The 22,914-nt window shown below is 55.9% G+C and carries 21 protein-coding genes and 1 tRNA gene; 11 read left to right on the top strand and 11 right to left on the bottom strand.

What is annotated here, in order from left to right:
- Positions 1–164: 164 nt before the first annotated feature.
- The 8 genes from dppA to SBO83_RS12975 form a co-directional block, all read right to left on the bottom strand.
- The gene (gene dppA / locus SBO83_RS13010) at positions 165–1,772 is read right to left on the bottom strand and encodes a dipeptide ABC transporter periplasmic-binding protein DppA (protein ID WP_034794072.1); all 1,608 of its coding nucleotides are present in this window, start codon (positions 1,770–1,772) and stop codon (positions 165–167) included.
- Positions 1,773–2,506: 734 nt separating this feature from the next.
- Positions 2,507–2,583: transfer RNA gene (locus tag SBO83_RS13005), tRNA-Pro, on the bottom strand.
- Between the two features lie 101 nt (positions 2,584–2,684).
- Positions 2,685–4,370, bottom strand: coding sequence for a kdo(2)-lipid A phosphoethanolamine 7''-transferase (gene eptB, locus SBO83_RS13000; RefSeq protein WP_396131791.1), 1,686 nt, complete (start codon positions 4,368–4,370; stop codon positions 2,685–2,687).
- A 224-nt stretch (positions 4,371–4,594) separates the two neighbouring features.
- Positions 4,595–5,017, bottom strand: a complete 423-nt coding sequence (locus SBO83_RS12995) for an organic hydroperoxide resistance protein (protein ID WP_034794086.1) — start codon at positions 5,015–5,017, stop codon at positions 4,595–4,597.
- Positions 5,018–5,172: 155 nt separating this feature from the next.
- Complete coding sequence (locus tag SBO83_RS12990; RefSeq protein ID WP_353503703.1) at positions 5,173–5,637, bottom strand: MarR family winged helix-turn-helix transcriptional regulator; 465 nt, start codon at positions 5,635–5,637, stop codon at positions 5,173–5,175.
- A gap of 81 nt (positions 5,638–5,718) precedes the next feature.
- Entirely contained in the window at positions 5,719–7,161 is a 1,443-nt protein-coding gene (locus SBO83_RS12985; RefSeq protein WP_396131790.1) for an alpha/beta fold hydrolase, read from the bottom strand.
- Positions 7,162–7,175: 14 nt separating this feature from the next.
- Entirely contained in the window at positions 7,176–7,448 is a 273-nt protein-coding gene (locus SBO83_RS12980; RefSeq protein ID WP_396131789.1) for a type II toxin-antitoxin system mRNA interferase toxin, RelE/StbE family, read from the bottom strand.
- A 15-nt stretch (positions 7,449–7,463) separates the two neighbouring features.
- Positions 7,464–7,910 carry an antitoxin PaaA2 family protein gene (locus SBO83_RS12975; RefSeq protein WP_396131788.1) on the bottom strand — a complete coding sequence of 149 codons (447 nt, stop codon included), beginning with the start codon at positions 7,908–7,910 and terminating at the stop codon, positions 7,464–7,466.
- 270 nt (positions 7,911–8,180) lie between these two features.
- Here SBO83_RS12975 and atzF point away from each other — a divergent pair, with 270 nt between their 5' ends.
- The 9 genes from atzF to SBO83_RS12930 all read left to right on the top strand — a co-directional run bounded on the left by atzF (position 8,181) and on the right by SBO83_RS12930 (position 20,531).
- Positions 8,181–10,028 (top strand): allophanate hydrolase, encoded by a 1,848-nt coding sequence (gene atzF / locus SBO83_RS12970; protein WP_396131787.1) that lies wholly within the window; start codon positions 8,181–8,183, stop codon positions 10,026–10,028.
- Between the two features lie 11 nt (positions 10,029–10,039).
- Positions 10,040–13,678, top strand: a complete 3,639-nt coding sequence (gene uca, locus SBO83_RS12965; protein WP_396131786.1) for an urea carboxylase — start codon at positions 10,040–10,042, stop codon at positions 13,676–13,678.
- Positions 13,679–13,700: 22 nt separating this feature from the next.
- Positions 13,701–14,438: an FCD domain-containing protein gene (locus SBO83_RS12960; RefSeq protein WP_396131785.1), complete on the top strand. Its 738-nt coding sequence runs from the start codon at positions 13,701–13,703 to the stop codon at positions 14,436–14,438.
- A gap of 41 nt (positions 14,439–14,479) precedes the next feature.
- A complete protein-coding gene (gene urtA, locus SBO83_RS12955) occupies positions 14,480–15,748 on the top strand; it encodes an urea ABC transporter substrate-binding protein (RefSeq protein ID WP_353503711.1) in 1,269 nt (422 codons plus the stop codon).
- A gap of 142 nt (positions 15,749–15,890) precedes the next feature.
- Complete coding sequence (gene urtB / locus SBO83_RS12950) at positions 15,891–17,468, top strand: urea ABC transporter permease subunit UrtB (protein ID WP_396131784.1); 1,578 nt, start codon at positions 15,891–15,893, stop codon at positions 17,466–17,468.
- A complete protein-coding gene (gene urtC, locus SBO83_RS12945) occupies positions 17,468–18,544 on the top strand; it encodes an urea ABC transporter permease subunit UrtC (protein ID WP_396131783.1) in 1,077 nt (358 codons plus the stop codon). The genes urtB and urtC overlap by 1 nt, the downstream gene beginning before the upstream one ends.
- 5 nt (positions 18,545–18,549) lie before the next feature.
- The gene (gene urtD / locus SBO83_RS12940) at positions 18,550–19,347 is read left to right on the top strand and encodes an urea ABC transporter ATP-binding protein UrtD (RefSeq protein ID WP_396131921.1); all 798 of its coding nucleotides are present in this window, start codon (positions 18,550–18,552) and stop codon (positions 19,345–19,347) included.
- A 15-nt stretch (positions 19,348–19,362) separates the two neighbouring features.
- A complete protein-coding gene (gene urtE / locus SBO83_RS12935) occupies positions 19,363–20,061 on the top strand; it encodes an urea ABC transporter ATP-binding subunit UrtE (protein WP_396131782.1) in 699 nt (232 codons plus the stop codon).
- Between the two features lie 71 nt (positions 20,062–20,132).
- Positions 20,133–20,531 (top strand): DUF2442 domain-containing protein, encoded by a 399-nt coding sequence (locus SBO83_RS12930; protein ID WP_396131781.1) that lies wholly within the window; start codon positions 20,133–20,135, stop codon positions 20,529–20,531.
- 57 nt (positions 20,532–20,588) lie between these two features.
- Here the strand turns inward: SBO83_RS12930 and mazF are convergent, their stop codons facing one another.
- The 3 genes from mazF to SBO83_RS12915 form a co-directional block, all read right to left on the bottom strand.
- Positions 20,589–20,924, bottom strand: a complete 336-nt coding sequence (gene mazF / locus SBO83_RS12925) for an endoribonuclease MazF (RefSeq protein WP_353503716.1) — start codon at positions 20,922–20,924, stop codon at positions 20,589–20,591.
- Between the two features lies 1 nt (position 20,925).
- Positions 20,926–21,171 carry an AbrB/MazE/SpoVT family DNA-binding domain-containing protein gene (locus SBO83_RS12920; RefSeq protein WP_154145766.1) on the bottom strand — a complete coding sequence of 82 codons (246 nt, stop codon included), beginning with the start codon at positions 21,169–21,171 and terminating at the stop codon, positions 20,926–20,928.
- A gap of 170 nt (positions 21,172–21,341) precedes the next feature.
- Positions 21,342–21,590 (bottom strand): GlsB/YeaQ/YmgE family stress response membrane protein, encoded by a 249-nt coding sequence (locus tag SBO83_RS12915; protein WP_185688980.1) that lies wholly within the window; start codon positions 21,588–21,590, stop codon positions 21,342–21,344.
- A gap of 408 nt (positions 21,591–21,998) precedes the next feature.
- Between SBO83_RS12915 and bhsA the strand changes: the two genes are divergently transcribed.
- Positions 21,999–22,256, top strand: a complete 258-nt coding sequence (gene bhsA / locus SBO83_RS12910) for a multiple stress resistance protein BhsA (protein WP_353503717.1) — start codon at positions 21,999–22,001, stop codon at positions 22,254–22,256.
- Positions 22,257–22,453: 197 nt separating this feature from the next.
- A complete protein-coding gene (locus SBO83_RS12905; protein ID WP_353503718.1) occupies positions 22,454–22,906 on the top strand; it encodes a GNAT family N-acetyltransferase in 453 nt (150 codons plus the stop codon).
- Positions 22,907–22,914 lie beyond the last annotated feature (8 nt).

The raw sequence follows: 22,914 nt of genomic DNA, 5'->3' as shown, positions 1-22,914 counted from the left end.
GCCGGGCTTATTGTTAGCTCACATTTATTTCTTTACTAATGGACTCAAGGCTGTAGTGAATGGCCCGCGAACAAGGCGGAGGAGCGCAGCAATCAAGACATACCATTAGGTAGGCGAAGATTGCGAGCACCGCACAACGCGGTTCCCGGGTCATTCAGTAAGCTTTACTCCACAGAAACGTTTTCGAAGTGGTGCTTGCCCAGTGGATCTACCACATAGCCTTTGACTTCTTTGCGCACTGGCTCATAAACGGTGGAGTGAGCCACGATCAGCGCAGGCGCCTGGTCATGCATCACAACCTGAGCCTGTTGGTACAGCGCAGCACGTTTGGCGTGATCGGATTCAGCACGAGCTGGCTGAATCAGGTCTTCAAACGGCTTGTAGCACCAGCGAGAGTAGTTAGAGCCATCTTTCGCCGCTGCACAGCTGAACAGGGTGGCGAAGAAGTTGTCTGGATCCCCATTGTCGCCGGTCCAGCCCATCATCACTGCCTGATGCTCACCCGCTTTGGCGCGTTTCAGATACTCGCCCCACTCGTAAGTCACGATGTTGGCTTTCACGCCCACTTTCGCCCAGTCAGCCTGAATCATCTCAGCCATGCGGCGAGCGTTCGGGTTGTATGGACGCTGAACAGGCATTGCCCACAGGTCGATGGTGAAGCCGTCAGCGTGGCCAGATTCTTTCAGCAGCTCTTTGGCTTTAACTGGATCGTATGGGTAATCAACGATGTCTTTGTTGTAGCCCCACATTGTTGGTGGGATCAGGTTTTTAGCCGCAGAGCCAGCACCCTGATAAACCGCGTCGATGATGGCTTGTTTGTTCACAGCCATGGTCAGTGCTTGGCGCACTTTCACGTCATCCAGCGGTTTTTTCTCAACGTTGAAGGAGACATAACCCACGTTCAGACCCGGTTGTTGCATCAGGTTGATGGTTTTGTCTTTCTTCATTGCCGCGATGTCAGCTGGGTTAGGGAACGGCATAACCTGGCATTCGTTTTTCTGCAATTTGGCATAACGCACAGAAGCGTCAGGCGTGATGGAGAAGACTAAACGGTCGATCTGCGGCTTGGTGCCCCAGTAGCCTGGGAAGGCTTTGTACAGAATGCGGGAGTCTTTCTGGTATTGCAGCAGCTGGAATGGACCAGTACCGATTGGGTTCAGGTCAACTTTCTCCGGCGTACCGGCTTTCAGCATGTTAGCCGCATATTCGCCAGACAGGATTGACGCGAAGTCCATACCCAGGTCAGCCAAGAATGGCGCTTCAGGGCGGTTCAACACGAACTGAACGGTGTAGTCGTCAACTTTAACGATTTTGTTGATCAGGTCAGGCATGCCCATACCTTCGAAGTATTCGTAGCTGCCGCCAGAAACGCCGTGGTATGGGTTGTTTTTGTCTAACTGACGCTCAAAGGAGTAAACCACGTCATCCGCGTTGAAGTCGCGAGTCGGTTTGAAATCTTTGCTGTCTTGCCACTTCACGCCTTTGCGCAGGTGGAAGGTGTAAGTTTTGCCATCTGGGGAGATGTCCCACTTCTCAGCCAGACCAGGCTGCAATTCAGTGGTACCAATTTTGAACTCTACCAAACGGTTGTAGATAGGCACGGAGCTGGCATCGTAAGTCGTACCAGAGGTGAACAGCTGTGGGTTAAAGCCTTCAGGCGAGCCTTCAGAACAATAAACTAAAGTTTTGGCTTGGACGCTGGCGGCCACGGTCAGCGCTATCAGGCCCATACTGAATTTCAGTAGCCCTGCTTTACCCAAGGAGATTTTCATCGCTTGTGCTCCATCTATTAATGGTGATGTGGATGTGTGTGTTGTATTTGCAGCTCACGCCCCCTTTATTTTTTATAGACGGGAGGCTGTGTTGCCCAATTCGCTGCGGAAAGTCTTTCCAGAAAAAGGGAGGAACGCCGAGGAGGCGTTTTCTCAGGCAAAACTCGTAAACTTAGCGTTACAAAAAATTACCGGAAAAATCTTCTGGTCTTACTTCGGGCTATCAATTTGGCAACTCTGATGGATGACGTCAATATAACCAATAGGCATTTACAAAGACTGTGAGTAACAGCAAACAAACATAAAAAAACCTTTCTTTAACATATGCAGGATGAAAGTTCAGCTATATGGCAGAAAGTCAACACATTCACCTACCTAATAGAATCATCTCAGCGCTTTACCCCGTTTTCTTTCGAAAAAAATTTCTTGCCAAATGATGATTATATGAACGGTTATTGGTGTGATCGGGCCATAAGCCAGCGGAAAATGCTGAGGACGGATGAGATCATTCGCCGCGAACGCGCCAGAAAAGGGTGCAGATGGACGCCAAAATAGGGCCTTCGCTCTATTTTGGTGCAGAGGGGGAAATTAACTTATTTGTCTTTGGAAGGAAGTTGGTAGAAACACCCTGAAACGCCTGAAATGGAACCAAAAACCAAATGATATCGCTTTAAGTCCGCCGGCATAAAATTTGGGCGAAAAAAAACCTGCTTTAAAAAGCAGGTTTCTTAAATTGGTCGGCGAGAGAGGATTCGAACCTCCGACCCACTGGTCCCAAACCAGTTGCGCTACCAAGCTGCGCTACTCGCCGAATTGGGCCGCATGTTACTGCTGCTGATTCAGAGCGTCAACGCCTTTTTATGACAACTCTGCTGACTGCTTAGAAATTCAGCGGAACCGGCATTTTCAGCCTTAAATACGGTCAGCAGACTGAGGTTTAGCACACCAATTATTGGCGGGATTGATGCCACCGTCGGGCGAGGTATATCCCAGACAACCCAGAATTGAGTCGAATAACTCCTCGTGGCGTTTTTTACCCCCCACGCGCTGCTGGGCTTTTAACCTGTCGAAAGCTTCCTGATGGTCCGGCTGGGCGAGGAAGCTGTCGGACGCCCAGGCAATCATAGGTACGCGGAATTGCTCGTCAGGAGCCATTTGGCGCGGCGTGCCGTGCAGGTGGGAATTCTCATCAATCGACTCGCCGTGGTCGGCGGCATAGAACACCACGGCCTTTTTATCGCGCAGCGAGTCAATTACGTTGCCGATGAAAGTGTCGGTATACAGCACGCTATTATCAAAGGCGTTAATTAGCTGCGCCTTTGAACAGGAGCGATCTACGCCCATGCACTCGGGCGTGTAGCGCGCAAAGCTGCGCGGATAGCGCTGCGAATACTGATAGTGCGAACCTTTGGTGTGCAGAATGACTAAGTGTTTGCCCTGCGGATGGTTTTTCACCGACTCCTGCAATTCGTTCACCAGCAGCATGTCATCTACCGGCTTGCCGTCATTGCGCTTTTCCGAGGCGATAATTTCGCGGAAAGAGTAATTGTCAGTATTGGTGTTGTTGTAGAACCACACCTCACTTTGCATCGCAAACAGTTCAGAGCTAAAGCCCAGTGACTTAAGCACTGAAAACACATTCTTCTCTTTCAAGGTTCGCTGTGGATTATCTTCTGCCCCGCCTTCCCGCACGAACATACAGCGCAGCGAGAGCTTAGTGGCGGTGTCGCACGAGGTGCCGCGAAACGCCACCAGATTCTCTTCTTGCGACAAACGAGGAGTGGTATCGCGCTCGTAGCCGAGGATGCCCATGTGGTCCCAGCGGGTGGTCTCGCCGATGATAAACACGACATAAGTGTCATCAATGCCCGCCGGCGGAATGTAGGTAAACTTTTTAGCTGGGTCTAACAAGTTACTGGCGTCATTGCTTTCATCCACCTGCGTATAGGCAAAAAGCCCCAGCGCAGCCAGCCAGTTAGAGGGTAAATAAGAGTGCGCGACCACGCCGCCGTAGCTCGGCAAGTCAATGTTGGTCAGTTTTTCATTCAAACTCTGCTGGCGATCCAGCATGCGCAGCGGCAGCCATACTAGCGCCACCACGGCGAGCAAAATAGCCAGCGGGATCAGGCGCTGACCCGGCGTTTTCATCTGCTCAATCAGCGTTAGCCGCAGGTCATTTTTCCAAATAAGTATCAAAGGAATGATGCTGACAACGGCCATCCACAAGAAGAAATACCAGCCAATCACTTCTTTACTCAAGTCAATGTCGGTGGTCATGACCGAGGCAATAATGCCGTAGCCAATGACGACGTTGAACATCACCATGTAGTAGCTGGCGGCCACCGATATCAGCAGCAAAAAGCTGGCAATGATGCGGAAAAACAGGCGCCCGCCCAGTGATAACAGGCGCAGCAAGAAGAAGGTGAACAGCACGATGGCAACCACTTCTGTGAAGGCTTGAACCACTTCAGTCAGATTGAGGTTATGGGCCATCGGTGCAAAGCGGCGGTAAAACACGGAGACATTGAGGAAAATGCCGATGTAAATCGCTAACAAGAAGGAGAGATTTTGCTGCGATAGAGTCTTCACTCTATTCATGTAATGTGGTTTTCCAGACAGTTTTAGAAAGATTCTGAATCATTGTGACATGTTTGTTGGCCGGTGGTTCACCCATATTGGTCAGAAACGAGATTTGGCTAGGATTTCCAGAATGATCTGCATTAGGCGAAGCCCCAAACGAGAAAAGGAGGCCGAAGCCTCCTTTGTGGGTAAACCTGGTGTGGCAAACGCGTGACTAATAGGTTTCCACTGATGCCATTATTTTATTTTACGTTCAGAGTGACATCAATGTTGCCGCGAGTGGCATTAGAGTAAGGGCAGACATGGTGCGCTTTCTCAACCAGAGCTTCGGCTTCGCTGCGTTCGATACCTGGCAGAGTGATATCCAGCTGCACTTCTAAGCCATAGCCACCAGGGATTTCACCAATACCCACGGTCGCTTCGATTTTAGCGTCGGCAGGGATTTTCACTTTTTCTTTCGCGCCAACGGCTTTCAGAGCACCGAGGAAACAGGCTGAATAACCCGCGCCAAACAGCTGCTCAGGGTTCGTTGCACCACCCAATCCCCCCATCTCTTTCGGCAGGCCCAGTTTGACATCCAGCAGGCCGTCGTCAGAAACCGCACGGCCATCACGACCACCGGTGGAAGAGACATGAGCGCGGTACATTACTTTTTCGATAGACATATTTCATTCCTTTAAGACAGGTTGGGTTTAGGGTAAGAATTAATATCGCTATTTAATAGCGCACGACTTGTTAATCATTCGCAGACAAACTCGAAGCTCTACTCCGGACTTGTCTGCTGACGACAAAGAATTTCTCGCTGCCTGATATTCAGCAATCAGGACTTATCTTTCAGCCTTTCACGCAGGGACTCAAGCTGGCCCTTCAAGGCTGACATTTCATCGATATCACATTCAGTGGCGCACATAATCGCCTCCGGGATACCTTTTGCTTTTTCTTTCAGCGCTTTGCCGGCATCGGTCAGGGTAATAATCACCTGACGCTCATCGGTTTTAGCCCGATTACGAACCAGCAGACCGGCAGTTTCCAAACGCTTTAACAGCGGCGTCAGGGTCGCGGAATCAAGGAACAGCTTTTCCCCAATTTCCGATACGATCACGTCATCACGCTGCCACAGCACCAGCATCACCAGATATTGCGGATAGGTCAGATCAAGCTCACCCAGCAGCTTACGGTAGACTTTATGCAGTGCCAGATTCGCGGAATACAGTGCAAAACACATCTGTTGATCCAGATGGAGCAGAGCATTGGTCGATATTGGTGATTCAGTTTTCGTCTTCATGGGCCTCAATATATATAGTGCGCGATTTTATCGCAAGCATTTTCTTTCACGCATATTCAATTGCATGACAATATCCACCTTTCACTGCGCGATTCTTTGCAGCATGTAGGGGTAGAAGGGGTTGGATGACACGCGCATTAACTGATCCATGCTGACCACCAGCGCCCCGCTTTCACCTCGCGCGGCTAAGCGCCCAAGGTGAATACCGTATTGTGGTGCGCCCTGCGGATTTCGCCCGTACAGCGAGTCGTCCAGCGGGAAAGGCAGCGCCACGTGGGATAGGGAATAAAACTCCGCAGGATAATCGATGCCGAGCGGCGTAGTGATTGTTTGAGTCTGCCCCGCCTCGGTGATTTGTGCCACCGTCGCTGCCTGTTCTGGCGATGCATTGGTGATAACCGTGGTTTGATAGTGTCGCGGCCCGGCGGGCAACAGCCGCTCAATGGCCGTTTCACTGGACGTACGCAACAACGGCCCGACATAGGCATTGCGGTTGATATCAATGAGCACCAGCTGGCTGCCATTGGCGGGTAACAGATTAAACAGGTGCGTGACCACCGCGCGAGTGCTGACGGTGGAATCCAGCACGGACTGGAAAGCCAGAATCGGCGGCAGTTGCGCCAGTTTGTCTGATTTAGCATCGGCGCCGACCTGCTTTTGCAAGGCACGGGTCAACAGATAAGACTGTCGCGCGCCGTTCACCGGAAATGAGTTGTATTTGAATGGATTGAACTCCGGCAAAATATTTAACCACGCCGTTTTGGCAAAGGCGGGGAAAATCGCCGGCCAGCCCGCGATACCGGCAAAGCGCGCAAAGCTAGTGACGCCGATCATCGGCGAGATAAGCACTAAACGCGCAGGCCGCTCAAGCGATGCATCATCCAGCGCGTCCAGCGTGTACTTCACCGCCAGCGCCCCGCCGTTAGAGAAACCGACCATTTGCAGCGGGACATCGGGACCCGCTGCGCGGCGGGCTTCGCGCACGGCGAGCCTTGTCGCGGCTAGCCACTGCGGCCAATCAACATTGGTCAGCCCACCCGGCACGGTGCCATGCCCCGGCAGACGAATGCCCACCGCCACGAAACCGCGCCGCTGATAATCCTGAGCGATGTGCCGCAGGCTATAAGGCGAGTCGGTCAGGCCATGCAGCAGCACCACTGCGCCTCGGGGCTTCCCCTCGGGCATCAGCTCGTAAGACCGATTCCAGTCAGTGGCAAAATGCTCGGGATAAATCGGGCTACGGTTGTAATAGCGATTCAAAGGAATGCGATCTTCAGGTTCCAGCTTATCCGTAACCTGCTGTTTTACCTCTTCAAATGCGCGCTGTTCTGCCTTGAGATAATCCGCCCAGGTGCTTTTATCAAGCTGCACCTCGGTCAGTTCATCCGGCACTAAACGATGCCACGGCTCCAGCGGTGCTCCTTGAAGGGAGTCATAAGCACGGACGCCAAACAGAGTTAGCGCCACCAGCAACAGGGCAAATAGCGCTCTTTTCAAACGCCGCGACAATTTTCGAAAGTGCATGAAGTCAGTATTCCCTAGGGCCAGCGCTGGGCAGTGTGAATGATTCTAACGATATGAAGTTCAACGCCCCGTATCTGATAAATCATAATGTAATTTGGCCGAATCACTGCCTCACGTAAACCCGCGACTCTACTCTCTCTATAAATTAGCGGGTCGATACAGACCCGCTCGGCAAAGAGGTCAAACTCATCATCAAGCGCTATCGCAGCCTGCACATTCTGGGCTGATAACCAGTCAAAAATGCGTTCACGGTCCTCGAGTGCCATTGGTTTCCATACCAGTTGCATAGTTTTCCTTAACGTTTATTCACTCTCTTTTTTATTCAGCACCGCTTTACGGGCTGCGAAGTAAGCTTTGACGTCTTCATGAGCAACGTTGGGCCGTGGGTCATCAAGTGATTCCTGGACCTGCTCGCGGAGCCAAGCATCAAGAGCCGCTGCCTCGTGGGCGCGTTTGAGGGCTTCGGAACGATCCGGGCGGGTTACTCCTCCACCGTTTGCGGGGTCAAAGTCGGTAATATCCACTTCAAAGCGATTGATACCGAACTCTTTTAAGTAGGCGGCGAGCGTCTCAAACCGTTTGAAAACGCGCACCTTACCACTGCGTTGGGCCATAAGGGTCGCCTGACTTGCGCCATATTTAATCATTACTGTCCATCCTCCATGTTGGGCTATCACACTTACCTGACTCACTACGCCCGCCTCGTTCAAACGGGTAAGTAATGCGTGGTCGATCATCTCTTGTGCCATAGGTCAGCTCACTTTCCTGTAATCAACAATAAATCATTTATGCAATTATCTATACATCGCATAGAATAGGAAGCCAATTTTATCTATTTTGTGCGTGGCAACTCGCAAAATTCCCGCGCCATTTTCGGTCAGTTGCATTGCAACGTTGGTGCAACATTTGCGCAGCGGGGAACAAAAATCTCATAAAACCTTTTAAAATCAAAAATTAAAAATATGGCACAGCCTTTGCTTTGTTGAATTCAATCTTGTGTACCAGATGGAATTCAACCAATGAACGACAGCAAAAGCTCGGTAACACCCCCTTTTCATGCCTTCACGTTATCTGACTGGCAACGGCACTACCTTTCTGCACCGGACAGTTTGCGCACTTCGCTGTCAATGGTTGTAGCCAGCCTGAACCCGCAAGACACCGCCTGGCTCTATCTGGCGACGCCCGCCCAGCTCGAGGCACAATTTGCTCATCTGGAGCAGCTGCGACGCGACGCCAATGGCTCGCTGGCTTCCCTGCCGCTGTTTGGCGTGCCTTTCGCGGTTAAAGACAACATCGACGTCGGCGGTTGGCCCACCAGCGCCGCATGCCCTGAATTCACCTACGTCGCCCAAGACGACGCCACCGTGGTCGCCAATCTGCGCGCCAAAGGGGCGATCGTGGTCGGTAAAACTAACCTCGACCAATTCGCCACCGGCCTGGTGGGCACTCGCTCTCCGCGCGGGGCGGTGCGCAACACGTTCAACCCGGATTACGTCAGCGGCGGCTCAAGCTCCGGCTCGGCCTCGGTGCTGGCACGCGGGCTGGTCGCGTTCTCTTTAGGCACGGACACCGCCGGTTCTGGCCGCGTACCTGCCGGTTTTAACAATATTGTGGGCCTGAAACCGACCAAAGGCTGGCTGTCGAATAAAGGCGTGGTTCCGGCCTGCCGTTTGAACGACGCCGTCTCCGTTTTCGCCCTCACCGTGGAAGATGCCCAAGCCGTGGCGCACGCCGCCGGCGGGTATGACGCCGCCGACGCCTATTCGCGCGCCAACCCGCACGCCGCGCCAGCCGCCATGTCGGCCCATCCGCGCTTCGCCGTGCCGAACAGTCTGGAATTCTTCGGCGACACGCTGGCAGAGTTTGAATTTGACCAGGCCCTTGAGCGCCTGTCGGCCAGCGGCGTGACGCTGGTACCTATCGACTTCACGCCGTTCCGCGAACTGGCGGAGCAGCTCTATTACGGCGCGTGGGTGGCCGAGCGCACGGTGGCAGTGGGCAAAATCTTTGAAGAAACGCCAGAAGTGATGGACCCCACGGTGCGCGGCATTGTGGCGAATGGCCTGAATTACAGCGCCTGCGATGCATGGCGGGCTGAATATCTGCGGGCCGAGCTGGCGCGCAAAATCAATCTGGCGCTCGAAGGTTTTGACGCACTGATCGTGCCGACTTCCCCGACCATTCGCACGCTGGAAGAGATGGCGCAGGAGCCGGTGCGTTACAACTCACAGTTCGGCACCTATACCAACTTCACCAATCTGGCGGACCTCTCTGCACTGGCGCTACCTGCCAGCATTCGCGCCGACGGCCTGCCGTCCGGCATCACGCTGATTGCCCCGGCGTGGCACGACGACGCGCTGGCCGCCTTTGGCCGCCAGTGGCAGCGCAGCCTCTCCCTGACGCTCGGCGCGACCGGCCGCGAGCTGAGCGCCAACGCGCTGATGCACGCCATTCCGGTCAGTAAAGGTCACGTGCGCGTCGCCGTGGTGGGTGCCCATCTGACCGGCATGCCGCTGAACTTCCAGCTCACCCAGCGCAAAGCCGTGCGGGTCGAGCAGACCACCACCGCCGCCAACTACAAGCTGTTTGCGCTGGCCAACACCCAGCCGCCAAAACCCGGCCTGGTGCGAGCCGAGGGCGGCAGCGCCATCATAGTCGAGCTGTGGGACATCCCGCTGGCGCGCTTTGGCGAGTTCGTGGCGGAGATCCCCGCCCCGCTTGGCATTGGCTCGCTGCAACTGGCCGACGGCCGCACGGTGAAAGGCTTTATCTGCGAGCCATGGGCGATTTCCGACGCCACCGACATTACCCATTTTGGCGGCTGGAGAAGCTACATCTCCCACCTCGCCTCCCTGAATCACGCCTGAGGATCACGACAATGCTGACTACCGTACTAGTGGCAAATCGCGGTGAAATCGCCTGCCGCGCAATTCGCACCCTTAAACGCCTTGGCGTGACCAGCGTGGCGGTCTATTCCGACGCCGATCGCAATGCGCCGCACGTCACCGACGCCGATATCGCCATTGCGCTGGGCGGTGAGAAAGCCAGCGACAGCTATTTGGTGATCGACAAGATTCTGGCCGCCGCCAAAGAGACCGGCGCGCAGGCGATTTATCCGGGCTACGGCTTCCTGTCCGAAAGCGCCGAGTTCGCCGACGCCTGCGAGGCAGCGGGCATTGCCTTTATTGGCCCGAGCGCGGCGCAAATCCGCGAGTTTGGCCTTAAACACCGGGCGCGCGAGCTGGCGGGGGCCGCCAATGTGCCAATGACGCCGGGCACCGGTTTGCTGGACAGCATTGAAGAAGCAGTGAGCGCGGCGGCGGAAATTGGCTACCCGATTATGTTGAAAAGCACCGCGGGCGGCGGCGGTATCGGCCTGACTCGCTGTGACGACGAAGCCGCTCTGCGCGCCGCGTGGGACAGCGTAAAACGCCTCGGCGAGCACTTCTTCCGCGACGCGGGGGTGTTTTTAGAACGCTTTGTGGATCGCGCGCGCCATATAGAAGTGCAAATTTTTGGCGACGGCAAGGGCCGCGTGGTGGCCCTCGGCGAGCGTGACTGTTCGCTGCAACGCCGCAACCAAAAAGTGGTTGAGGAGACGCCAGCGCCCAATCTGCCGCAGGCCACGCGCGAAGCCTTGCACCGCGCCGCCGTGCAGCTCGGGGAGTCGGTCAGCTATCGCAGCGCGGGCACCGTCGAGTTTATTTTCGACCCGGCGCGCAACGAATTTTACTTCCTCGAAGTGAACACCCGCCTGCAAGTTGAGCATCCGGTCACAGAAATGGTCACCGGGCTGGACCTGATTGAGTGCATGCTGCGCGTGGCCGCCGACCAGCCGCTGGACTGGGCCGCGATGGAAAAAGCCCCGCAGGGCGCCTCGATGGAAGTGCGTATTTATGCCGAAGATCCGCTGAAAAACTTCCAGCCAAGCCCCGGCGTGCTGACGGAAGTGGTGTTCCCTGACGACGTGCGCGTCGACGGCTGGGTCTCTACCGGCAGTGAAGTTTCAGCATTTTATGACCCGATGATCGCCAAGCTTATCGTTCACGGCAAAGACCGCCAAGAGGCTCTTGAGAAGATGTCCCGCGCGCTGGCCGCCACCCGCCTGCACGGCATCAGCAGCAACATTGATTATCTGCGCCAGGTGGTCGCCACGCCGGTGTTCCATCAGGGCGAGATGTGGACGCGGATGCTCGACAGCTTCGAGTACGCGCCGCACGCCGTCGAAGTGATTGCGCCCGGCACCTACAGCAGCATTCAGGATTACCCCGGCCGCCTCGGCTATTGGGATATCGGCGTGCCGCCGTCCGGCCCGATGGACGATTTTGCCTTCCGTCTGGCTAACCGCATCGTGGGCAACCACCTCGACGCCGCCGGGCTGGAATTCACCCTGCAAGGTCCGACCCTGCGTTTCCACTGCGACGCCACTATCGCGTTGACCGGCGCACTCTGCCCGGCAGACCTTGATGGCGAACCCCTGGGCTATTGGCAGCCGGTGCAGGTCAAAGCCGGGCAGACGCTAACCCTTGGCCGCGCCACTCAGGGCTGCCGCACCTATCTGGCGGTGCGCAACGGCTTCGACGTGCCGGTCTACCTCGGCAGCCGCTCGACCTTCGCCCTCGGACAGTTTGGCGGTCACGCGGGCCGCACGCTGCGCGTCGCCGATATGCTCACCGTTTCCCAGCCTGAGCTTGAGGCCTGCACCACTCCCGCGCCGGTAGATTTACCGCAGGCCGCCGCGCCGCACGTGGTGCCGACTTACGGCAATATTTGGAATATTGGCGTGCTTTACGGGCCGCACGGCGCGCCGGACTTCTTCACCAAAGAGTCCATCGACGCCTTTTTCGAGGCCGAGTGGCAAGTGCATTACAACTCCAACCGCCTCGGCGTGCGTCTGACCGGGCCAAAGCCGCAGTGGGCGCGGCTGGACGGCGGCGAAGCGGGGCTGCACCCGTCCAACGTCCATGACTGCGAATACGCCATTGGCGCGATCAACTTTACCGGCGACTTCCCGGTGATTTTGACCCGCGACGGGCCGAGCCTCGGCGGTTTCGTCTGCCCGGTGACCATCGCCAAAGCCGAGCTGTGGAAAGTCGGTCAGGTGAAACCGGGGGATAAAATCCGCTTCCACCCCATCAGCTTCGAGCAGGCGCAGGCGCTGGAGCTGGCCCAGCAGGGCACCATTGACTCATTAATGCCGGTCGAGGCCATGGCGCTGGCGACGCCTTCACTGCTGCCTGACACCACCGCGTCCGCCACCGTGCTGGCTGAACTTCCAGCCAGCGCCGAGCGCCCGTCGGTGCAATATCGTCAGGCCGGTGACGGCTACATTCTGATCGAGTACGGCGACAACGTGCTGGATTTGGCTCTGCGCCTGCGCCTTTATCTGCTGATGAAGGCCATTCGCGAAGCCGCCGAGCCGGGCATTGAGGAGCTGTCGCCGGGGGTACGCTCGCTGCAAATTCGCTATGACAGCCGGGTGATTCACCAGTCGCGCCTGCTACAGCACCTGTTGACGCTGGAACACGACTTGGCCGACGTCAGCCAGCTGAAAATCCCTACCCGCATCGTGCATATGCCGATGGCGTTCGAAGACTCCGCCACCCTTGGCGCGGTGGAGCGCTACCAGCAAACCGTGCGCGCTGAAGCGCCGTGGCTGCCGAACAACGTCGACTTTATCCAGCGCACCAACGGGCTGGCGAGCCGTCAGGAAGTGAAAGACATCATCTTCGACGCCAGCTACCTGATCCTCGGGCTGGGAGATGTCTACCTCGGCGCGCCGTGCGCCGTGCCTGTCGATCCGCGCCATCGCCTGCTGAGTTCGAAATATAACCCAGCGCGCACTTACACCGCCGAAGGCACCGTCGGCATTGGAGGCATGTACATGTGCATCTACGGCATGGACTCGCCGGGGGGCTACCAGTTGGTGGGCCGCACCCTGCCGATTTGGAACAAGTATCTGAAGAACGCCCAGTTCAAAAACGGCGAGCCGTGGCTGCTGCACTTCTTCGATCAGGTGCGTTTCTATGAAGTGACCGAAGAAGAACTGGACGCCCAGCGCGACGCCTTCCGCGAAGGCCGTGCGCAGGTGCGGATTGAAGAAACCGAGTTTGATTTCGCCCAGTACACCCAGTTCCTGACGGACAACGCGGCGGATATCGCCGACTTCCGTTCGCGCCAGTCCGCCGCCTTCACCGCCGAAGTCGCCCACTGGGCCGCGCAGGAGAGTGCCGCCGTGGAAGCCGCCGCCAACGCGGTACAAGTGGTTGAAGACCAAAGCGAACAGGACGGCCATCTGGTGAGCGCCGACCTGAATGGCAACGTGTGGAAGATTCTGGTCGAGCCGGGCCAGCAGGTGGAAGAGGGTCAGGCGCTGATCGTAGTTGAAGCGATGAAAATGGAGCTGTCGGTCTACGCCCCTTGCGCGGGCCGGGTAAGCAAAATCAGCTGTCAGCAAGGCCGTCCGGTCGGCCCCGGCGACGCACTGCTGTGGCTCGACGTGGCGCAATCGGCCTAAGCCCTGAAGAGTAGGAGCCAAGATGCAACTGACTGATTCACGTAACGCTGCGGATAAAAAGCGCACCAAAATCCGCCCGGAAGGGCTGGCCGAGCGTATTTATTTGCAGCTGAAAGACGACATTTTCAACTTTCGCCTGCTGCCGGGCGACAGGTTCAGTGAGAACGATGTTGCAGACCGCATGGAGACCAGCCGCACGCCGGTGCGTCAGGCGCTGTTTTGGCTGGAGCGCGAAGGCTATGTCGAGGTGTTTTTCCGCAGCGGCTGGCAGGTCAGGCCGTTCGACTTCGACTATTTCGAGCAGCTTTACGACCTGCGCATCGTGCTGGAGCTGGAGGCGGTGAAACGCCTGTGCGCCATGCCCGCGGCCTTGCAGCCGGTGCAACTCGGCCAGCTAAAAGCGTTCTGGGTGGACGCGCCACGCCTCGAGGACGGGCAGGAAGTTTCGCGCTATGACGAGGCTTTCCACATGACGCTGGTCGAGGCGGCGGGCAATGCCGAAATGGCACGCATTCACCGCGACCTGACGGAGAAAATCCGCATCATCCGCCGCCTCGATTTCACCAAAGGCTCGCGCATTGATGCCACGTATCACGAACACGCGAGCATCCTGCTCGCCATCTTGCACCAGCAAACCGAGGAGGCTCAGCGCCAACTTCACGACCATATCTCGGGCAGTAAGGCCGAGGTACGCAAAATCACGCTGCACATGCTGCATCAGGCTCGAAATGATGAGGGCAACCCATCAGGACTTTTATAAAAATTTTTCGACTTAAACCAATAACTAACAGGGGTTTTACTATGCATCGTCGACATTTTATTAAAGCTTTTGCTCTCTCTGCGACTGTGGTCAGCATGGGTCTGGCCTGGGGCGCGCAGGCCGCCGACACCATCAAGGTTGGGATCATGCACTCGCTCTCCGGCACCATGGCGATTTCTGAAACGCCGCTGAAAGACGTGGCGCTAATGACCATTGACGACATCAACGCCCACGGCGGCGTGCTGGGTAAAAAGCTCGAACCGGTGGTGGTCGACCCGGCCTCCAACTGGCCGCTGTTTGCCGAAAAAGCCCGCCAACTGCTGACGCAGGACAAGGTGGCGGCGGTGTTCGGCTGTTGGACATCGGTATCGCGTAAATCAGTGTTGCCGGTGTTCGAAGAGCTGAACGGCCTGCTGTTCTACCCGGTGCAGTATGAAGGTGAAGAGATGTCGCCAAACGTGTTCTACACCGGCGCAGCACCAAACCAGCAGGCTATTCCGGCGGTGGAATACCTGATGAGCGAAGATGGCGGCGGTGCCAAACGCTTCTTCCTGCTGGGCACTGACTATGTTTACCCACGCACCACCAACAAAATCCTGCGCGCCTTCCTGCACTCGAAAGGGGTGAAAGACAGCGATATTCAGGAAGTCTATACGCCGTTCGGCTACAGCGATTACCAGACTATCGTCTCCGACATTAAGAAATTCTCCGCTGGGGGCAAAACTGCGGTGATCTCCACCATCAACGGCGACTCCAACGTGCCGTTCTACAAAGAGTTGGCAAATCAGGGCGTTAAAGCCACCGACGTGCCGGTTGTCGCCTTCTCCGTGGGGGAAGAAGAGCTGCGCGGTATCGACACCAAGCCGCTGGTCGGCGACCTCGCCGCGTGGAACTACTTCGAATCCGTGGATAACCCGGTGAACAAGAAATTCGTCGCCGAGTGGAAGGCTTACGCCAAGGCTCACAAGCTGCCGAACGCCGATACCGCCGTCACTAATGACCCGATGGAAGCCACCTACGTGGGTATCCATATGTGGGCGCAGGCGGTGGAAAAGGCCGGGACGACGGATGTCGATAAAGTCCGCGCCGCCATGGCCGGGCAGACCTTCGCCGCGCCATCTGGCTTCACGCTGACCATGGACGCCACCAACCACCATCTGCACAAGCCGGTGATGATTGGCGAGATTGAGTCCAACGGCCAGTTCAACGTGGTATGGCAGACCGACAAACCTATCCGCGCCCAGCCGTGGAGCCCGTATATCGCCGGTAACGACAAAAAGCCTGACACCCCGGTGAAAAGCACTAATTGATTTGATTGCTCCTTCTCCCTTCACGGGGAGAAGGCTGGGATGAGGGGTGGTTTCCATCCGAAGTGATAAACCTCACCTCTGTCCTCTGCTTAAAAAGGCGAGGGAGCATGCTAGCGATAACTTTGGGCAACGGGAAAACACCATGACGACACTTTTATTTAACCTCAGGACACTGCTTTTCCTGCTTTGTTGCCTGCCGCTGCTGGCTCAGGCCGGGGCGGCCAATGACTTTGCGGCGGCCAATCGCAGCCAGCAAGCCACGTTATTACAGCAGTGGGCCGCCGACCCGCAGCCGGAGCGTTTACCACTGCTGGAGGGGCTGAAGCAGGAAAATGTGGTGATCGACGACGCCAAACACGCCTTTGTGCAACAGGGCGACGCGCTGACCCCGCTAGATGGCGATGCCAAGCCGCAGGGCGACAGCAAAAAGGTTTGGCTCAACAACCGTTTACGCATTTTGATTGCCAACGCGCTGTCGGCGCATCGTCTGGTCAGCACTGACAACAATGTGCGGCTACAGGCGGCCAAATCCTTGCAGCGCGAGGCGCAGGCGGACCAGCTGCCGCTGCTGACCCATCGTCTGGCGCTGGAAAAAGACCCTGCTGTGCATGATGCCCTGAATATCGCGCTGGCGAATTTGCAGCTCGCCGATGCTAACCCGCAGGTGCGGCTGAAAGCCGTCGAGCTGCTGGGCGCTTCAGGGGACCCAGACACGCAGGGTCGCCTTCAGGCGCTGACTGACCCGAAAACCGAAGCCGACGCCAATGTGCGCAAAGCCGCGCAGGCCAGCCTGAAAGCCGTTGAGCACCGTTTGCTGATCGGCGACCTGATTGGTCAGGCGTTTACCGGCCTGTCGCTCGGCTCGATTTTGCTGCTGGCGGCGCTGGGTCTGGCGATAACCTACGGCCTGCTGGGGGTGATCAACATGGCCCATGGCGAAATGCTGATGCTCGGCTCCTACTCCACTTATATGGTTCAGTCGCTGTTTGAGCACTACGCGCCGGGCCTGCTGGCGCTCTACCCCCTGGTCGCGCTGCCGGTGGCCTTCTTTATTACTGCTGGAATTGGCATGGCGCTGGAGCGCACGGTGATCCGCCATTTATACGGTCGCCCGCTGGAAACCCTGCTGGCTACCTGGGGTATCAGCCTGATTTTGATTCAGGCGGTGCGGGTACTCTTTGGCGCGCAAAACGTCGAAGTCGCCAACCCCGGCTGGCTGTCGGGCGGTATCCAGCTGCTGCCGAATCTGGTGCTGCCGTATAACCGCATCGCGGTGATCATCTTCGTGCTGCTGGTGCTGGCCCTGACCTGGCTGCTGCTGAACAAAACCCGTCTGGGGATGAATGTGCGCGCCGTGACGCAAAACCGCGCCATGGCGGCCTGCTGCGGCGTGCCCACGGGCCGCGTAGATATGCTGGCCTTCGGCCTCGGCTCCGGCATTGCCGGGCTGGGCGGCGTGGCGCTGTCGCAGCTGAGTAACGTCGGCCCGGAGCTGGGTCAGGGCTACATCATCGACTCATTCTTAGTGGTGGTGCTCGGCGGCGTGGGCCAATTGGCAGGCACGGTGGTGGCCGCCTTTGGTCTGGGCATTGTGAACAAAATTCTTGAGCCGGAGATCGGTGCGGTTCTGGGGAAAATCCTGATCCTCGCGCTGATTATTCTGTTTATTCAAAAACGTCCACAGGGACTCTTCGCCTTTAAAGGCAGGGTGATCGACTGATGAATCAACCGCTCACTGTTACTGGCGCACAAAAAGCGCCGAAAGCCGCCCTGACGATTGGCGCGCTGGTGTTTATTGCGCTGATTATCATGCCTTTTCTGGCATTACTGCCAGCGACTAACCCGCTGGCGGTCTCCACCTACACGCTGACGCTGGTCGGCAAGATCCTGTGTTACGCGATCGTCGCGATCGCCCTCGATCTGGTGTGGGGCTATGCCGGTTTGCTCTCCCTCGGCCACGGCCTGTTTTTCGCCCTCGGCGGCTACGCCATGGGCATGTACCTGATGCGTCAGGCGGCGGGCAGCGGCCTGCCGGACTTTATGTCATTCCTCTCGTGGAGCGAGCTGCCGTGGTTTTGGGCCGGAACCCAGCATTTTGCCTGGGCGCTGTGCTTGATTGTATTAGTGCCGGGCGCGCTGGCATTTGTCTTCGGCTACTTCGCTTTTCGCTCGAAAATCAAAGGCGTCTACTTCTCGATCATGACGCAGGCGCTGACCTACGCGGGCATGCTGCTGTTCTTTCGCAATGAAACCGGGTTCGGCGGCAACAACGGCTTCACCGGTTTCACTACCCTGCTCGGCTTTCAGGTCACGGCAACCGGCACGCGCATCGGCCTATTTTTGATGACCGTTATCGTACTCGCCGCCAGTCTGGCACTGGGTTTCGCCCTGGCGCGCAGCAAATATGGCCGGGTGCTAACCGCCGTGCGCGACGCCGAAAACCGATTGATCTTCTGCGGCTATGACCCGAAGGGCTTCAAGCTGTTCGTCTGGACGGTTTCCGCCATGCTGTGTGGCATCGCCGGGGCGCTGTACGTGCCGCAAGTGGGCATTATCAACCCAAGCGAGATGTCGCCGACCAACTCAATCGAAGCTGCAATCTGGGTGGCCCTCGGCGGGCGCGGCACGCTGATCGGCCCAATTCTCGGCGCGGGGATCGTCAACGGCGCGAAAAGCTGGTTCACCGTGGCGATTCCCGAGTATTGGCAATTTATCCTCGGTGGCATGTTTATTCTGGTGACGCTGTTCCTGCCGCAGGGCGTGATTGGATTGCTGCGTAAGAGGAAATCCTCATGAATTCAATGACTATGACCGAAGAGCTGTTCACGCAATCCTATCCGTCTGACCGTTTTCGTCAGCAGACCGACCCGGTTTTGCTGCTGGAAAACATCAATGTCAGCTTCGACGGCTTTAAGGCGCTGACCAACCTGTCATTGCGCATCGGCGTGGGCGAGCTGCGCTGCGTAATTGGCCCTAATGGCGCGGGGAAAACCACCCTGATGGACGTGATCACCGGCAAAACCAAGCCGCAGAGTGGCCGGGTATTTTACGACCAGACCACTGACCTGACGCAGCTAGATCCTGTGCGAATTGCGCAATCAGGCATTGGGCGGAAATTTCAGAAACCGACGGTGTTTGAAGCTTTAACCGTGTTCGAAAACCTTGAGATCGCCCAGAAAACCAATAAGTCGGTGTGGGCCTGTCTGCGCGCCAAACTGAACAGCGAACAGCGCGACAGAATTGACGAAATGCTGGCGACGCTGCGCCTTGCCGGTGAGCGCCATCGGCTGGCGGGGTTGCTGTCTCACGGACAGAAGCAGTTTCTGGAAATCGGCATGCTGCTGGTGCAAGAACCGCACCTGCTGCTGCTCGACGAGCCCGCCGCCGGGATGACCGACGCCGAAACCGAATATACCGCCGAGCTGTTCAAGCAGCTGGCGGGCAAGCACTCGCTGATGGTGGTCGAGCACGACATGGGGTTCGTGGAGAGCATCGCCGACCACGTCACCGTGCTGCATCAAGGTCAAGTGCTGGCGGAAGGCTCCTTGCAACAGGTGCAGGCCAACGAGCAGGTTATTGAAGTCTATTTGGGACGCTAAAACTGAGGAACCAGTATGCTGCAAGTCAATGAACTGAATCAGTTTTACGGCGGAAGCCACATTCTGCGCGGGTTAAGCTTCGAGGCGAAAATCGGCGAAGTCACCTGCCTGCTCGGCCGCAACGGCGTCGGCAAAACCACGCTGCTGAAATGTCTAATGGGGCTGATCCCGGCCAAGTCCGGCACCATCAACTGGCAGGGAGAAACCATTAATGGCCGTAAACCCCACCAGCGGGTGCAGGCGGGCATTGCCTATGTCCCGCAGGGTCGCGATATTTTTCCGCGCCTGACGGTGGAGGAAAATCTGCTGATGGGCCTGTCGCGCTTTCCCGGTAGCCAAGCCAAACAGGTGCCAGACCACATCTATCACCTGTTCCCAGTATTGCTGGAGATGAAGCATCGACGCGGCGGCGATCTGTCCGGCGGCCAACAACAGCAGTTGGCGATTGGCCGGGCGCTGGCCTGTAAACCGAGCTTGTTGATCCTCGACGAACCTACCGAGGGGATTCAACCCTCGGTGATTAAGGAGATCGGCGCCGTTATCAAGCAGCTTGCTGCTCAGGGCGATATGGCGATCCTGCTGGTCGAGCAGTTCTACGATTTCGCCGCCGAGCTGGCCGACAGCTATTTGGTAATGTCGCGCGGCAGCATTATTAAAAGCGGGCGCGGCAAGGAGATGGAAGCCGAAGGCGTGCGGGGGTTGGTGGCGATTTAATCAAATTCTCCTCGCGTTGCCGCCACGAAGAGATTATTCTAAAACCTAACAGCTAGGTTTATGGATTACAAATGACGCAATTTGAAGCCGCGCTAAAACGCGGGGAAGAGGCTGCCAACGAGCCTTCCCGACCGGTTTCCGTTGAATATCGGCCTCAGCAACATGCATTTATGATCATGCATGGCAATGGCGTGGGTTACCTGATTAATGTTGATTTAATTGACGAACTTCAGGACGCTACCCCTGAGCAGCTTCAGGCGGCGGAAGTCGACGGTTTCAGCAAAGCCCTGCGCGTTCCAGCCTGCGATGTCGATATTTTTTTACCCGGCTTATTAGCAAAAATCCTGTTCGAGGCCAGTGATTTGAAAAAGATCGCTGCTTCAATTAATGGCGCGATCCGCAGCGCGGTAAAAGCCCAGGCCAGCCGTGAGAATGGCAAAAAAGGCGGGCGTCCACGGAAAGTCACCTAAACCACTCGCAGACACAAAAAAGCCGCGTTCAACGCGGCTTTTTGCTTAAAGCTAGGGTTAACCGTCAATCAGCGCTTTTACCTTTGCTCTGACTTCATCAAGCTCGAGCAGGCTCACGGTTCCTTTTTTGACAGCATTTCTTTTACGCCAGTCCAAGCTTTTAATCTGATCTGACAACACCGCGCTCTGCCTAGTGCCAGCAATTAATACCTCGAAAGGGTAGCCTTTTATCTTGGTGGTCATCGGGCAGCACAGCAGCAACCCCACTCGATCATTATATGCAGCAGGACTCAGAACGACAGCGGGCCTGTGCCCGGCCTGTTCGTGACCGGCTTGTGGGTCAAAGTCCAGCCAGATGATATCTCCGGCATCAGGAATAAAAGGCTTCACCATGTCACAACACCTCTCGGCCTGTCGGGGAGCCAAAATCTACCTCTTCATGCATATTGCTTTCCGTCACTCCCCCCAGAAGGGAATCGAGTGAATAGGTTTTAGCACGGACTGGGACGATGATGATTTTGCCGTCTTCTACTGCAATCTCGACAGTATCATCGACCTTGAGAGAAGCTGCTTCCATGATAGCGACCGGTAGGCGCACAGAAGGGCTATTTCCCCATTTTTTCACAATGACCTGCGGCATAGATTTTCCTCAAGGAAGTATCAACAATGATGATACTGTGAGACAAAGCCCTCTCGGTGTCAACAATGTTTATACAGGGTAATGGGTGGGAGAAGCTTGAGGGGTGATTTCAAGACACAAAAAAGCCGCGTTCAACGCGGCTTTTTTAGAAATATTCTAGGGAGGTGTTATCAACTGCGAACTTTGCGATAGATAAACAGCACGACCAGCGCACCGATCACGGCGACGACGAAGCTGCCGAAGTTGAAACCGTCCACGCGGCCAAAACCAAACAATGTACTGATGTAACCACCGACGACGGCACCGACAACACCAAGAACCACGGTCAGGATGAACCCGCCACCATCTTTACCCGGCATGATCCATTTCGCCAAGATACCTGCAATCAGACCAAAGATAATCCAGGATAAAATTCCCATTTTTCGACTCCTCCAAATAAATTTCCGTACCGTGAATATTGTTGAGCCAATGTGGCTAAACAAGTGCGAAGGAGGTTGCTCCTCGCATGATCGCCTGCTGAAATTCCACCAGAGACGGCTTTTTCTTCCACTGCACTTATAGGGTAGCAGAAAACCAGAAACTCGCCCAAAATCAGCAGGAAGGGTAATAAAGCGTCAGTTTGTGCTGTGTTTTTAAACCGGTGTCAACGCCAGAACCCCCATTGTCAACCTCTCGCAGTCGGCTGTAAATTAGCGTAAAATATTCAACTAATTTTTTGAATGACATTCTCAAATCAATCCGTTTTTCATCTGCCCACTACAGGCCTATTATTCACACATCGAAAGGCAATCACCTTTCTGTCTAATAACCTGAATGGAATATACATCATGAAAAACGTCAAAATTTTTGCTGTAGCTGCAACCCTTTCTCTGATTTCTTTCGGTAGTTTTGCTGCTCAGCAGGTGAGTCAGCCGATGGACGGTCAACAAAAACTGGGCGTGATTTCTGCCTCTGGCCCAACCACTATTGGTGGTCTGGAAAGCAAACTGGCAGCTCAGGCAAGTGATGCTGGTGCCTCTTCTTACCGCATCATCTCCGTGACCGGTAATAACCGCCTGCACGCCGACGCTGAAATCTACAAATAAGCTCTCGCCAGTCAGTTAATACCCTCAGAAATCAAGAAGCCTGTGGAAAGCGTCTTAGCGGCGCATTCCACAGGCTTTTGTCATGATTATCAGACACTCTCCTGATCTCACTTTAAGACTTTCTTTACGCTTCCCATTGCATCCCTCAAGGCCGGTTACTATTCTGGACTGTCATTTTTTCAGCAAAGGGAACCGCCATGAAAACACGCCTCACCGCAGCACCGACGGCCGATGATGTCGACGAAATAAAAACGGCCCTCCGCACTTTCAATCTCAATTTTATTCACCGGCCTAAACTCCGTGAGCTGGGTATTTTTGTCGAAGATGAACACGGCAAAAAACAGGCCGGTATCGTGGCGGAAACCGTCGGGAAGTGGATGTACATCCAGATGCTGTGGGTGGATGAGTCCCTGCGCGGAAAAGATGTCGGCACGCAGCTTATCAGCGAAGCCGAAGAAGAAGCCAAAGCCCGCGGCTGCCTGTACTCACTGGTGGATACCTTTAGTTTCCAGGCCCGCCCGTTCTACGAGCGTATGGGTTACAGCGTGCAGATGACGCTGGAAGATTACATTGAAGACGCGCGGGCGCCGCAGGGGGAATCCACCACGCATACCCGCTATTTCCTGAGCAAAAAGCTCACCACAGCATAGAGACAACG

The sequence above is a fragment of the Ewingella allii genome (assembly GCF_044430645.1).
GTDB lineage: Bacteria > Pseudomonadota > Gammaproteobacteria > Enterobacterales > Enterobacteriaceae > Ewingella > Ewingella allii.
Note: the sequence above shows the minus strand (reverse complement) of the source record. Positions and strands in the feature narration are given on the sequence as shown.